The organism is Delftia lacustris (assembly GCF_040267515.1).
Taxonomy (GTDB): domain Bacteria; phylum Pseudomonadota; class Gammaproteobacteria; order Burkholderiales; family Burkholderiaceae_C; genus Comamonas; species Comamonas tsuruhatensis.
The window spans coordinates 2449437-2462620 of sequence record NZ_CP141274.1; the positions used below are offsets into that span (position 1 = coordinate 2449437).

The following is a 13184-nucleotide window of genomic DNA, read 5'->3' on the forward strand; positions in this document are numbered from 1 at the left end:
ACGCAAAACACAGGTCGGATTCGTGCTGGGACGGCGAGGCTTTTGTCATCCGCGTGTGATGAGATGGCCTCGAAAAACGTGTGCGAGGCTTTGGGGCGGTCCGGCCAGGGTTGAAGGCCGCGGTAGCCGAGGAGGGGCGATGGTCGCGGGTTGGCTAGAATCCGCCCACAGCTTCTATTACTTTTATAGCAAAACCTCGATGTCTGATCGACTTGCCGTTCTCTCCCAGTATCTTTTGCCCAAGCAGGCGCTGACTGCCGTCATGGGGCGCCTGGCCCAGGCGCGTGCGGGTGACCTGACCACGGCAGTCATCCGTCGCTTCATTGCACGCTATGGCGTGGACATGTCGGAGGCGGCCGATTCCGATCCTGCGGCCTATGCCAGCTTCAACGAGTTCTTCACGCGGGCGCTCAAGCCCGGTGTGCGGCCGCTGGCTTCGGCTGACTGGGTCTGTCCTGTGGATGGCGCCATCAGCCAGATCGGCGCCATCGAGGGCGAGCAGATCTTCCAGGCCAAGGGGCACAGCTACAGCGCCACGGCGCTGGTCGGCGGCGATGCGCAGCTGGCGCGGCAGTTCGACAACGGGCATTTCGCCACCATTTACCTGAGCCCGCGCGACTATCACCGCATCCACATGCCCTGTGCCGGCCGGTTGCGTCGGATGATTTATGTGCCCGGCGAACTGTTCTCGGTCAATCCGGTCACGGCGCGCGGCGTGCCGGGCCTGTTTGCGCGCAACGAGCGCGTGGTCTGCGTCTTCGATACGGACCACGGTCCCATGGTGCTGGTGCTGGTGGGGGCCACCATCGTGGGCAGCATGGGAACGGTGTGGCACGGCATCGTCAATCCGCCGCGGCCCGGTCGCATCCAGGACTGGCGCTACGACGACCAGTCCATCGTCCTGGGCCAGGGCGAGGAAATGGGGCGCTTCCAGCTGGGCTCCACCGTCGTCATGCTGTTTCCCGCATCGGCAGGGCTGCGCTTCAACGCGCAGTGGACACATGCCGCGCCCGTGCGCCTGGGCCAGAAGATGGCCGGGCGCGGCGAGGCCTGAGTCTCGAAGGATCGTCGATGAAAAACCGGGCCCAGGCCCGGTTTCCTGTCAAAGAATCCAGCTCAAGGCTTCAGGGCGCCGCTGTGTGGTGAACATCGAGGGTGCGATGCTCAGCCGCTCTGGCCTGACGGGGTCTTCATGGCCGACCAGATAGACCATCAGTTCACGGCGGCGCAGTATGACGTGGCTGACCTTCTCGGCCTTCCCGTTCTGTGTGACCTGCGTGCCCGGGCGGAACAGCGGCATCTGGAAGGTGAAGCTGCGCGGATCGGCCGGTGGCGCGACGGCAGTGCTGGGAGGGGCTTCTAGAGTGGCAACCATAGGCTTGATGTGCATGAGTGGACGCTGCCCACCTTATCGGCACTGCCGCGCCGAACTGTAGGGTCGCCGGGCGGCGAACACCAAGCTCAGGCGTCCGGATGGGAAACGCCGAGGATGGCGTGCAGCCGTGCGCTGGTCGTCGTGTACTGCAGCAGCGGTTTCTCGCCCTGCAGGTACTCGGCGGCGGCAAAGGCCGCCATGGTGGCTTCGTGGAAGCCGCACAGGATCAGCTTGTGCTTGCCCGGGTAGCTGACGATGTCGCCAATCGCATAGATGCCTGGCGCATCGGTGGCCTGGGTTGCAGGGTTCACCAGCAGCTGCTTGCGCTCCATGGCCAGGCCCCATTCGGCGACCGGGCCCAGGCGGGGGGAGATGCCCAGGCAGACGACCAGTTGCTGCGCCGCCAGTTCATGCTCCTGCCCTTCGCCATCCATCCACTGCACGGCACGCAGCAGGCCTGAGTCGGCATGCAGTTGCGTGATCTGGCCGATCACCACGCGGATGGCGCCGCTGTCGCGCAGCTCCTGCAGGCGCTCCAGCAATGGCGCCGAAGCCTGGAAGGCGTCGCGGCGGTAGAGCAGGCAGGTGGTCTGGGCCTTGTCGGCGCAGGCAATGGCCGCGGCCACGGCCTCTTCGTCGCCACCGTGGACGATGGCGGTCCGGCCGCGCACCATGTCCAGATCGGCGGGATGGTAGTGGAGCTGGCCTGCAGCCAGCAGCTCCACGCCGGGCACCTTCAGCGCCTTGGGCACAAAGGCGCCCACGCCAGCCGCGATGAAGACGCTGCGCGCATGCAGTTCAAGGCCTTGCGAGGTCTGCGCCAGCCAGCGGCCATCGTCCATGCGCTGCAGCTGGGCGACCTGCTGGGAAAGGTGCAGTTGCGCGTCCATGGGCGCGACCTGCCGCTGCAGCAACTGGACCAGTTCATGGCCCGTGCACACCGGAATGCCGGGAATGTCGTAGATGGGCTTGTCGCCGTACAGCTGCGCGCACTGCCCGCCCACATGGGGCAGGGCATCGACGACATGGCAGCGGATGCCTTGCAGCCCCAGCTGGAACACCTGGAACAGGCCCGCCGGGCCTGCGCCTATGACGAGGGCATCGGTCTGGATCGGGTGCGCGCCGGAGGTGTCTTGCATGGGCTGCGCGGCTTCAGCGTTCGAGCTGGTCCAGCTTGCCGGGCTTGCCGTTCCAGTCGTCGGCGTCGGGCAGCGAGGCCTTGCGCTTGGTGATGCTCTTCCAGCCCTTTTCCAGCGACAGCTCGGCATTGAGCTTGATGAAGGCGAGCTGGTCGGCGGGGACGTCTTCCTCGGCAAAGATGGCATTGGCCGGGCATTCGGGAATGCACACGGCGCAATCGATGCACTCGTCAGGATCGATCACGAGGAAGTTGGGGCCTTCGCGGAAGCAGTCCACGGGGCAGACATCCACACAATCTGTGTATTTGCACTTGATGCAGTTTTCGGTGACGACGTGAGTCATGGGAGTCTTTTATTTGCGGTGTGAATGTCGGTATCAACCCGGGATTCTAGAATTTTTCGGAACACGGTCCTGCACATGCAAGAGATTCTGGCGCGGACTGCTGCGGTTTTCTGAAAGCCCACGAGCCGGCATGTGCCGGCTCGCGAAGCGGGACTGTCCAGTTGCTCAATCCAGCAGTGCAGCGCCTGCGGTAGCGTGGCTGGCCGTGTCCACGAGGATCAGCGCACCCAGCTGGCGGGCCTGGGCGAAGGGCGCCGCGGGAATGCTTTCCTGCAGCAGCAGCTCCACGCGGCCGATGGCGTTGGGCTCCAGCTGGGTGGCCTCTTCCTGGGCCAGCGTGTGGATGTTCAGGCGGTGCACCACGCGGCGGGCCTTGGCCTTGATCCAGCGGTGGCCGTGCAGCGCCAGGTAGGTGCGGCCGGGGACCAGCGGCTGCTCGTCCATCCAGGCCACGGTGGCGGTCAGCTCGCGCTGGCTGGGCCATGCCGGCTGTGTCCCGGGGGCATCGAAGTCGTCGTCTGCCACTGCTGCCGCAGCCACCGGGGCGGCGACGATCCAGTCGCCGCGCGAGACATCGACCTCGCGGTCCAGCGTGATGCCGGCCGACAGGCCCGCGTCGATGGAGCCGGGAACGCGGGCATGGTCCAGCACCTGGGCAATCACGGCTTGCTGGCCGCTGGGCAGGATCTGCACGGCGTCGCCCACGCGTGCGCGGCCTGCGGCCACGCGGCCCCAGAACACGCGGCGGCCCTGGCTGGTATCGGCCGAGGACGAGAATTTCTCCACCCACTGCACCGGGAAGGCCAGCGCCAGGCCGGTGTCGGTCGGCGTGTTGGGCAACTGCTCCAGCAGTTGCAGCAGGCTGGGACCGTCGTAGCCGGCCCAGCCGGGCTCGGCGTTGACCACGTTGAAGCCCTTGAGGGCCGAGACGGGCACGGTGGCCGCGGAGGCGATGCCGGCCTCGGCCGTGAAGCGCTGCAGCGCGCCACGGATGTGGACGAAGGCCAGTTGCGGGTCTTCGACGGCGTCGAGCTTGTTGACGGCAAACACCAGCGAATGCACGCGCAGCAGGTGGGCCAGCAGGCTGTGGCGGCGCGTCTGCGGCAGCAGGGTGAGCTGCGGGTTCTTCCAGTCGAGCTTGGTGGCATCGACCAGCACCACGGCGGCGTCGGCGCTGCTGGCGGCGGTGACCATGTTGCGCGTGTACTGCTCATGGCCCGGCGCGTCGCCGATGATGAACTTGCGGCTTTCGGTGGCGAAGTAGCGGTAGGCCACGTCGATGGTGATGCCCTGCTCGCGCTCGGCCGACAGGCCGTCGGTCAGCAGCGCCAGGTCGGTCTCGCCGCTCTTGGTGACGCCGGCGAGCTGGTCCTGGAGCACGGCACGCGTGTCCACCAGCAGGCGGCCGATCAGCGTGCTCTTGCCGTCGTCGACGGAGCCGCAGGTGATGAAGCGCAGGGCCGAGGCGTTGGAGGCCTCGGTGGCGGGGGAATCCGCAACGGCTGCGCCGGCGGCAATGCTTGCGGTGGTCATCAGAAATATCCGTCCTTCTTGCGCTTTTCCATGGAGGCTTCGCTGGTCTTGTCGTCCATGCGCGTGGCGCCGCGCTCGCTGACATCGGCGGCCAGGGTTTCGAGCACGATGTCGGCCGCCGTGGCGGCATCGCTTTCCACGGGGCAGGTGCAGGTGATGTCGCCCACGGTGCGAAAGCGCACGTCGCGCACCACGACTTCCTCGCCGTCGCGCGGCGGTGTGAGTTCGGTCACGGGCACCAGCAGGCCGCGGCGTTCCACCACTTCGCGCTTGTGCGTGTAGTAGATGCTGGGCAGGGCGATCTGCTCGCGCTCGATGTATTGCCACACGTCGAGTTCGGTCCAGTTGCTGATGGGGAACACGCGGAAGTGCTCGCCGGGGGCCAGACGCGTGTTGAACAGCGTCCACAGTTCGGGGCGCTGTGCCTTGGGCTGCCATTGGCCGAAGCTGTCGCGGTGGCTGAAGATGCGTTCCTTGGCGCGGGCCTTTTCCTCGTCGCGGCGCGCGCCGCCGATCAGGGCGTCGAAGCGGAATTCATCGATGGCCTCCAGCAGCGTCACCGACTGGTGGACGTTGCGGCTTTCGCCCGGATGGGCCAGGCGCACGGTGCCGCGTGCCATGGAGTCCTCGACGCTGCGCACGATGAGTTCGGCGCCGAGCTCCTTGGCGCGCAGGTCGCGGAAATCGGTCACTTCCGGGAAGTTGTGGCCGGTGTCGATCATCAGCAGCGGGTAGGGGATGCGGCCCTTGCCGAAGGCCTTTTCGGCGCAGCGCAGCATGACCAGCGAGTCCTTGCCGCCCGAAAACAGCAGGGCGGGGCGCTCGAAGGCGGCGGCCACTTCGCGCAGCACGAAGATGGTTTCCTCTTCAAGGGCGTCGAGGTGGCGGTTGCTGAGATGGCTCAGCACGGAGGTGTCCACACGGGCGTTCATTTCTTGGTTTCCAATCAAATCGGTGTCAAACGCTGTCGTTTCACTTCTTGGCGTGCAGCCCGCATTCCTTGGCCGCTTCGTCCTCCCACCACCAGCGGCCGGCGCGGAAGTCTTCGCCAAGGCTGACGGCGCGCGTGCAGGGTGCGCAGCCGATGCTGGGATAGAACTGGTCGTGCAGCGGGTTGTAGTCCACGCCATGGCTGGCGATGTAGTGCCAGACATCGCCCTGGGTCCAGTCGGTCAGCGGGTTGAACTTGGTCAGGCCCTTGGTCTCGACCTCGCTGCGGTCTACGGCGGGCACGTCGGCGCGGGCATTGGACTGCTCGCGGCGCAGGCCCGTGATCCAGGCGCTCTTGCCGGCCAGCGCGCGCGCCAGCGGCTCCATCTTGCGCACGCCGCAGCAGGCCTTGCGCAGCTCGATGCTGCGGTACATGGCGTCCTGGCCGTTGTCGCGGATGAAGTGGATCACCGATTCGAGCTGCGGCCGGTAGACCTTGACGCTCAGGCCGGGCAGCGACTGGGTGCGCTCCAGCAGGGCCAGGGTCTCGGTGTGCAGCGCGCCGGTGTCCAGCACGAAGACGGGGATGTCCAGGCCCAGGCGGTGGATGATGTCGGTGATCACCACATCCTCGGCGCCCAGGCTGGAGGCCTGCGTCACGGCCTCGGCGCCCAGCGCCGCTGCCTCGCGCAGCAAGGCCTCGGTGGCGGCCAGCTTGTCGGCAAAGCCGCTGCTGGCTCGGCCGTTGACCTCGGTGGCCTTGGCCGATGCCTGTCGCGACAGAAAGCTTTGCGCACCCATGTCAGGCTGCCTTGACGAAGTGGGGCTCGGGATGGACGGCATCACCCTGGTAGAAGCCGTGGAAGCGTTCCAGCTGGCGCTGGGCATCGGAGATGTCCACGCCTTCGCGCAGCACGGCCACGTCGAAGCCGCAGCGCTGCATCTGCACCAACTGGTCGATCAGCACGTCGCCCGTGGCGCGGATTTCTCCCTGGAAGCCCAGGCGCTTGCGCAGCAGGCGGGCCTGGCTGAAGGCGCGGCCGTCGGTGAACTTGGGAAAGTTGAGGTCGATGCGCTGCACGCCGGTCAGGTCCAGCGTGAAGGGGTCGGCGTCATTGGCCGGGGCGATGACAGTCTGCTGGCCTTCGGCCGGGCTTTGGTGCTCGTGGGCGGCGATGATTTTCATGGGGATCTCCTGCGGCTCTCACCTGGGGTCAGGCGGCCGCTTCCTCGGTGTGCTTGGCGGGGTGGCGGGCTGCATTGCCGGCGGCCTTGAACGGTTCGATGCCCACGCGGCGCACGGTGGCGATGAAGGTCTCGAAACGGCCGCCTTCGCTTTGGCGCTGTTCGCGGTAGGTGGCCAGCAGGGCCTCGATCACGCCGGGCACTTCGGCGGCGCTGAACGAGGGGCCGATGATCTTGCCGGGCGTGGCCGGGCCGGACAGGTGGGAGCCGTCGGCGCCGCCCAGCGTGATCTGGTACCACTCCTTGCCGTCCTTGTCCACGCCCAGGATGCCGATGTGGCCGCTGTGGTGGTGACCGCAGCTGTTGATGCAGCCGCTGATGTGCAGGTCGATCTCGCCCAGGTCCCACAGCTCGTCCAGGTCCTGGTAGCGCTCGGTGATGGCCTCGGCAATGGGCAGGGAGCGTGCATTGGCCAGCGAGCAGAAGTCGCCGCCGGGGCAGGCGATCATGTCGGTCAGCAGGCCGATGTTGGGCTTGGCCAGGCCCAGGGCCTTGGCCGCCTTGTACAGCTGGGGCAACTGGTCGCGGCGCACCCAGGGCAGCAGCAGGTTCTGCTCGTGGGTGACGCGCATCTCGCCGGCCGAGAACTGATCGGCCAGCGCGGCGGCGGCATCCATCTGGTCTGCCGTGGCGTCGCCGGGCGCGTAGCCCAGGCGCTTGAACGACAGCAGCACGGCGCGCAGTTGCGGGTGGCGGTGCGGGCGCACATTGCTGGTCAGCCAGCGGCCGAAGTCCTTGTCTTCCTCGGCGGCGGTGCGCAGCAGGGCCAGGGTCTCGGCCTCGGCATTGGCGGGCGACAGGTCCAGCTCGGGCTCGCGGAAATTGGCGGCCACGCGGTCGTACTCGGCTTGCGTGATGGTGTGGGGGCCACCCTCGACCTCGACGATCTGGCGGAATTCCTCATCGACCTGGTCGATGAAGTTCTGGCCCTCGGACTTCACGAGGATCTTGATACGCGCCTTCCAGGCGTTGTCGCGGCGGCCGTAGCGGTTGTAGACGCGGATCACGGCTTCCAGGTAGTTCATCAGCTGGTTCCAGGGCAGGAACTCGCGCAGCACCGGGCTGATGGTGGGCGTGCGGCCCATGCCGCCGCCCACGCGCACCTTGAAGCCCAGCTCGCCAGCCTCGTTCTTGAGCAGCTGCAGGCCCACGTCGTACCAGCCCAGCGCGGCGCGGTCTTCCTCGGCGCCGCTGATGGAGACCTTGAACTTGCGCGGCAGGAAGCTGAACTCGGGGTGCAGCGTGCTCCACTGGCGCAGGATTTCGGTGAAGGGGCGGGGGTCGGCGATCTCGTCGATGGCAATGCCGGCCAGCGCGTCGCTGTTGATGTTGCGGATGCAGTTGCCGCTGGTCTGGATGCCGTGCAGGTTCACGCTGGCCAGCAGGTCCATCACGTCGGCGGCCTTGGACAGGGGAATCCAGTTGTACTGCACGTTGGTGCGCGTGGTGAAGTGGCCGTAGCCGAACTTCAGGTCGGAGCCGATGCGGCGGCCGTCGTGCAGGGGAATGTCGCCCAGCTTGGCCTGGGTGGCGCGGGCCTCGGCCAGCAGGGCGGCGTCGGGCTGGTCGTACTCGCGGGCCACGCGGGCCAGCACGCGCAGCTGGGCGCTGGACAGCTCGCCATAGGGAACGGCCACGCGCAGCATGGGCGCGTAGCGCTGCACATACCAGCCGTTTTGCAGGCGCAGGGGCTTGAACTCATCCTCCGAGAGCTTGCCGGCCTGCCAGCGTTCGAGCTGGTCACGGAACTGCTCGGCGCGCAGGCGGATGAACTGTTTGTCGAATTCGGTGTATTGGTACATGGCGCTTCGGATGTGGGGTCTTCGACTGCCGCCAGTGGCGGCGGTGCAGGGGCTCATCGCGTGGCACCGAGGCACTTGCGGGACACGCGCACAGAACCCTGCATGGAGGGGAATGTAAGCAATGGCCTTATAGAAGCAAACGATTGTTTTGTCCTGCAAGTATGTGGATATGGATATAAGTGAATGGCAGCAGACTTTGCGGGGCTGGGCATGCCAAACGCGTGAGTGGCCGATATGCTTGCCGGCCAGAGGGAGGATTTCAGAATGCGAAACCGCTTGGTTGCCATCGGGCTGTCCTTGGCATTGGCAACTGCTGCTCAGTCGCAGGCCCAGCAGCGGGCACAGCCGCCGTCTCCGTTGTCAGCAACGCACACAGCTGACGCGCCTGAACCCGACGAATCCGCACGGGAATCAGCCTGGGATGCGTATCTGCACCGCGTGGCGGCGCAGTTGGCCGGTTCCGGCAGCGGGCGCGATCTGGCCCTCGCAGCCATCCTGATCAATCTGTCGGTCCCGCCCTTCGGACAAGAGGATGCCGACAGCCGAGCCCCGCAATGGCGCCAGGCCGCCTTGGAGCGGGCCGGGCAGGACGTGCTGGCCTACCAACTGCTGGCTGCCAGGGCGCCTGAACGTGAAGGCGAGTTGCGGTCGCAGGCTGCGCGCCGCTGGCTGGCGCTGGAACCCAGCAATCTCATTGCGCTGATGTGGCAGGCGCTGGGGCCGCAGGAGTTGCTGACTGCCGCGCGCGAAAGCCGCTATGCGGACCTGCACATGTATGAGGGCGTGCGCTGGATGCAGTCGGCGCTGCTCAAACACCCGCCCACGGCCGAGGAGTTGCAGGCGTTTGGAGGTGGGCAGCCCTACCGCCCCGAGGACGGCGCTGCCATCACGGCCATGGGCATCTGGGCGGCCTTTGAACTGCCGGGCTACCGGACCCTGATCGATGCCTGCAAGCCCGAAAAGCGGGGCGATGCCCCGGCGCGAGATGCCGACTGCCTGCATGTGGCGCACCTGATGACGGAACGCTCATCCACCGTGCTGGATGAGGCCTTTGGGCTGGCGATACGGCGCTGGCTTGCCAAAACCCCGACCGAGCGCGCTGCAGTGCAATCCCGGCGGCGCCAGCTGGACTGGCTGATGCACGAGTCCAACCCACTGAGCATGCAGGCGGGTGGCGATCCGTTTGTCCGGCTGTTGTCCGATCCCTCCATCCACAGCGAACAGCAACTGCTGGAGCGCATGCTCAAGGACGCAGGCCGCCCGCTGCAGCCCCCGCCTGGCTGGAAGCTGCCCGTTCCCAAGCACTGATGCCAACGCTGCGCCTATCCAGGTCTGCTGGCAGCCGCGCCGCCACCGCCGCCTCGCTCACCCCATAGAGCGCAGCCAGCGCGGCCGGTGTCGCCACTTGCGCCGCCGCACCGCAGGCCTGCAGGCCGCCGCGGCCCAGCAGGGCGATGCGGTCGGCCACCTGCAGCGCATGCTCGGGCTGGTGGGTGGACAGCAGCACGGCCATGCCGCGTGCACGCAGCGCGGCAATCTGGTCCAGCACGCGGATCTGGTTGCCGAAGTCCAGGCTGGCCGTGGGCTCGTCCATGACCAGCAGCGCGGGCTCCTGGGCCAGGGCGCGTGCGATCAGCACCAGCTGGCGCTCGCCGCCGCTCAGCTCGGTATAGGGGCGCAGCGCCAAATGGGCGATGCCCAACTGCTCCAGGCAGCCCAGCGCCAGGGCGCGGTCGGCACTTGAAGGCCGGGCCAGCGCAGGCAGGCGCGCGGCACGGCCCATGAGCACCATGTCCAGCGCTTCGAAGCCGAAGACACCGGCCTGAGCCTGGGGCACATAGCCCACGCGCCGCGCAAACTCGGCACGCGGCCAGCTGAGCACGGGCTGGCCCTGCACGCGCACCTCTCCGGCCAGCGGCGCCAGCAGGCCCAGCACGGTGCGGAACAGCGTGGTCTTGCCGCAGCCGTTGGGGCCCAGCAGGCACAGCACCTCGCCTGCGGCAATGGCCAAGTCCAGCCCCTGGCTGACGCGCCGGCGCCCATGGCCCGTGGCCAGGGCCAGCGTCTGCAGCACGGGCGCCGTCGGCATTTCAGTCATTGCGGCCCGTGCGCGACAGCAGGTAGAGGAAGAAAGGCGCGCCGACCAGGGCCGTGAGAATGCCCAGCGGCAGCTCGATGCGTGCCGCACTGCGCGCCAGCGTGTCGGCCGCAACCACGAAGCCAGCGCCCAGCAGCGCCGAGGCCGGCAGCAGGCGCACAAAATTGGGGCCGACCAGCAGGCGCGCCACATGCGGCACCACCAGCCCCACCCAGCCGACGATGCCGGCCAGCGATACGGCGGCCGCCGTGCCCAGCGTGGCACAGGCCACCAGCAGCAGGCGCAGGCGTGCCACGGGCACGCCCAGGGCCAGCGCCTCCTCGTCAGGCAGGCCCAGCAGGTTGATGCGCCAGCGCAGCAGCATCAGGGGCAGCAGGGCGCACAGCATCACGGGTGCCGTGGCACCCAGCTCGGGCAGGGTCACGGCGCTCAGGCCGCCCATGAGCCAGAAGGTGATGGATGGCAGCTGCGTATTGGGGTCGGCCAGCGTCTTGACCAGGGCGATGCCCGCGCCCAGCAGCGCGCCCAGCGCAATGCCGGCCAGCACCAGGACCAGCACCGGGTCATGGCGGCGCACGCTGGTGCTGATGGCCACCACCACGGCCACGGCGGCCAGCCCGCCGCCAAAGGCCAGGGCCTGCACGGCCGCCATGGACCAGCCCAGGAAGATGCCCAGCACCGCGCCCAGGCCGGCACCGGCCGAGACGCCCAGGATGTCGGGCGAGACCAGCGGGTTGCGGAACATGCCCTGGTAGGCTGCGCCTGCCGCCGCCAGCGTGGCGCCCACGGCCAGGCCTGCGGCGATGCGCGGCAGGCGGATGTTCCAGAGCACGGTCTCGGCGCTGGCGGACAAGGGCGAGGCAGTGCCCATTGCGCGCGCCAGCAGCGACTGCCACAGCTGCTGCGGCGTGATGGAGAACTGACCCGCCGCCAGCGCCCCCAGCAGCACAGCGGCCAGCAAGCCCAGCGCGAGCACCCACCCCATGCGGCGGCCTGTGGCAGGCATCAACGCGCAGTCTCCATCAGCCTGCCCAGCGCTGCGGGCGACAGGTCGGCGCCGTAGAACAGGCGGTAGAAGTCGCGCACCTCGCGTTCCAACGGCGGCAGTCCCTGCAGGGCCGGCGCCTGCGGGTGGAGCTTTTCCAGCAACCAGCGCACGCCGATGAGCCGGTTGACGCCGGGCGGACCATCCAGCCAGCCGAAGGGCCAGACCGGCGCGCAGTGCACGCGGCCCGAGCGCACGGCGGCCACGCCGCGCCACAGCGGGTCCTGGCGCATGCGCTCGGCAAGGCCGGGTTCCTGCGTGACGATGACCTGCGGGTCCCAGGCCAGGATCTGCTCCATGGACACGCGTCTCAGTCCGCCGCGCCCTGCGTCGGCCGCCACATTGAGCCCGCCCGCGTACTCGACGGCTTCCACATTGATGGAGCCCGCCAGCCCTGTCTCCAAGCCGTTGGCGCTGCGCGCGAAATACACGCGCGGGCGCTCGGCCGGTGCCATGCCCTGGGTGGAACGCTGCGCCAGCGCCGCCACGGCATCGGCATGGCGGGCCAGGGTTTCGCCACGTGCGGCCTCGCCCAGCAGGGCGCCGACCTCGCGCAACTGGCGTGCGTGGTCGGCCAGCGAGCCCTGGATCAGCACGCAGGGCAGGCCGGTCTGGCGAGCCAGCCGCTCGGTGGCCGAGATATAGGTGGCATCGGCCGTGCCGGCGTCCAGCACCAGGTCGGGCTGCAGCTTCAGCAGCGACTCCAGCGGCATGGTGCTGCCGCGCCCGGACAGGCGGCCCAGATGCGGCAGCGCCTGCAGTGTGGGCCCCAGATAGGCGCGCGAGACATCGTCCAGCTGCTGGGGCCAGCCCAGCAGCTTGTGCGGTGCCAGTGTGGCCACCAGCACGCCTGCGGGCGGGCCTGCAGCAAACACCCGGCGCAGTTTGGTCGCGTCCGGTATCTGGCCTATGCGCGCGGCAATGGTCGTGGTCTGGGCATGGCCGGGAACAAGAGCCGATGAGGCCATTGCCGCCATGGCCTGGCCCAGCCAGCGGCGGCGGGTGAACAGAAGATCGGTCATGAAAGTCAGGGGATGGGGCTGGCGCAGCCACGGCGCTCAAGCTGTGCCTGGCACCATTGCTCGATCTGCACCTCATCGGCTGCCAGCTCGGCATGCAGGCTGCCGGTGTACCTGCGCCAGTCTTCAAGATGGCGGGCCGCGACGGCCGTGAGCACGGGCGTGCCGGCTTCGACAAAGGCCGCGAATTCGGCGGCAAAGCCCTGGCCCGAGGCCTCGACGATGCCGAAGCGGTTGATCACCACCAGATCCACGCCATCGTCCAGCGCCTGGCGCAGCACGGCGCTGGCCTGGGCCAGGGCCTGGGGGTTGAGGCTGCAGGCGCGCGAGGCGCAGCCCAGGTCCTGGGACAGCTCGAATTGGCGGTCACTGCGCAGGTCGAACAGCTGCATGCGCTTGTTGCCGTTGGCATAGCGGTCCTGGCGATGCACCAGGCCGCCCACGCGCCAGCCCGCGCCTTGCAGGCGGCGTGCCACGCGTTCGAGCAGCAGCTCCATTGCATGCTCGTCGTCGGGATGGACCAGGGCGGCCAGGGGCAGGGTGGTGAAGGGCGGGTTCATGGCATGCAGGTTGATGCGTATCAATGGGGCTGTTGTACTCCTGCCCGACCCCGGTGTCGTTGACCATGGGCAGCTTGGCTGGACCCGGAGCGCAG

Annotated in this window: 14 protein-coding genes; 2 read left to right on the forward strand and 12 right to left on the reverse strand. The window is 68.1% G+C overall.

The window, feature by feature from the left end:
* Window positions 1-199: 199 nt before the first annotated feature.
* Window positions 200-1054, forward strand: coding sequence for an archaetidylserine decarboxylase (gene asd, locus U6958_RS12505; protein WP_026062786.1), 855 nt, complete (start codon window positions 200-202; stop codon window positions 1052-1054).
* 48 nt (window positions 1055-1102) lie between these two features.
* Here asd and U6958_RS12510 read toward each other — a convergent pair whose 3' ends face one another.
* From U6958_RS12510 to U6958_RS12545, 8 genes are all read right to left on the reverse strand, one after another.
* Window positions 1103-1390 carry a hypothetical protein gene (locus U6958_RS12510; protein ID WP_016448351.1) on the reverse strand — a complete coding sequence of 96 codons (288 nt, stop codon included), beginning with the start codon at window positions 1388-1390 and terminating at the stop codon, window positions 1103-1105.
* Between the two features lie 71 nt (window positions 1391-1461).
* A complete protein-coding gene (locus tag U6958_RS12515; protein ID WP_074924206.1) occupies window positions 1462-2514 on the reverse strand; it encodes an NAD(P)/FAD-dependent oxidoreductase in 1053 nt (350 codons plus the stop codon).
* Window positions 2515-2527: 13 nt separating this feature from the next.
* Window positions 2528-2857 carry a ferredoxin FdxA gene (fdxA, locus tag U6958_RS12520; protein ID WP_012206456.1) on the reverse strand — a complete coding sequence of 110 codons (330 nt, stop codon included), beginning with the start codon at window positions 2855-2857 and terminating at the stop codon, window positions 2528-2530.
* Between the two features lie 165 nt (window positions 2858-3022).
* Window positions 3023-4390 carry a sulfate adenylyltransferase subunit 1 gene (locus tag U6958_RS12525; RefSeq protein WP_016453316.1) on the reverse strand — a complete coding sequence of 456 codons (1368 nt, stop codon included), beginning with the start codon at window positions 4388-4390 and terminating at the stop codon, window positions 3023-3025.
* The gene (cysD, locus tag U6958_RS12530) at window positions 4390-5322 is read right to left on the reverse strand and encodes a sulfate adenylyltransferase subunit CysD (RefSeq protein WP_016448348.1); all 933 of its coding nucleotides are present in this window, start codon (window positions 5320-5322) and stop codon (window positions 4390-4392) included. The genes U6958_RS12525 and cysD overlap by 1 nt, the downstream gene beginning before the upstream one ends.
* 40 nt (window positions 5323-5362) lie before the next feature.
* Window positions 5363-6121, reverse strand: a complete 759-nt coding sequence (locus U6958_RS12535; RefSeq protein ID WP_013801647.1) for a phosphoadenylyl-sulfate reductase — start codon at window positions 6119-6121, stop codon at window positions 5363-5365.
* Between the two features lies 1 nt (window position 6122).
* Window positions 6123-6506, reverse strand: coding sequence for a DUF934 domain-containing protein (locus U6958_RS12540; RefSeq protein ID WP_017407096.1), 384 nt, complete (start codon window positions 6504-6506; stop codon window positions 6123-6125).
* 28 nt (window positions 6507-6534) lie between these two features.
* A complete protein-coding gene (locus tag U6958_RS12545; RefSeq protein WP_074924203.1) occupies window positions 6535-8367 on the reverse strand; it encodes a nitrite/sulfite reductase in 1833 nt (610 codons plus the stop codon).
* A 264-nt stretch (window positions 8368-8631) separates the two neighbouring features.
* On the opposite strand from U6958_RS12545, the gene U6958_RS12550 reads away from it, so the two are divergent.
* Window positions 8632-9675, forward strand: a complete 1044-nt coding sequence (locus U6958_RS12550) for a hypothetical protein (RefSeq protein WP_074924201.1) — start codon at window positions 8632-8634, stop codon at window positions 9673-9675.
* On the opposite strand, the gene U6958_RS12555 is transcribed toward U6958_RS12550, so the two are convergent.
* Genes U6958_RS12555 through U6958_RS12570 form a run of 4 tightly spaced genes read right to left on the reverse strand, consistent with a single transcriptional unit; the run spans window position 9611 to window position 13089 of the window.
* Window positions 9611-10465 (reverse strand): ABC transporter ATP-binding protein, encoded by an 855-nt coding sequence (locus U6958_RS12555; protein WP_074924198.1) that lies wholly within the window; start codon window positions 10463-10465, stop codon window positions 9611-9613. The genes U6958_RS12550 and U6958_RS12555 overlap by 65 nt on opposite strands.
* A complete protein-coding gene (locus U6958_RS12560; RefSeq protein ID WP_074924195.1) occupies window positions 10458-11471 on the reverse strand; it encodes an iron ABC transporter permease in 1014 nt (337 codons plus the stop codon). The genes U6958_RS12555 and U6958_RS12560 overlap by 8 nt, the downstream gene beginning before the upstream one ends.
* Window positions 11471-12532, reverse strand: coding sequence for an iron ABC transporter substrate-binding protein (locus tag U6958_RS12565; protein ID WP_074924193.1), 1062 nt, complete (start codon window positions 12530-12532; stop codon window positions 11471-11473). The genes U6958_RS12560 and U6958_RS12565 overlap by 1 nt, the downstream gene beginning before the upstream one ends.
* A gap of 5 nt (window positions 12533-12537) precedes the next feature.
* On the reverse strand, window positions 12538-13089 hold the full coding sequence (locus U6958_RS12570; protein WP_016448340.1) for a DUF2478 domain-containing protein: 552 nt from the start codon (window positions 13087-13089) through the stop codon (window positions 12538-12540).
* Window positions 13090-13184 lie beyond the last annotated feature (95 nt).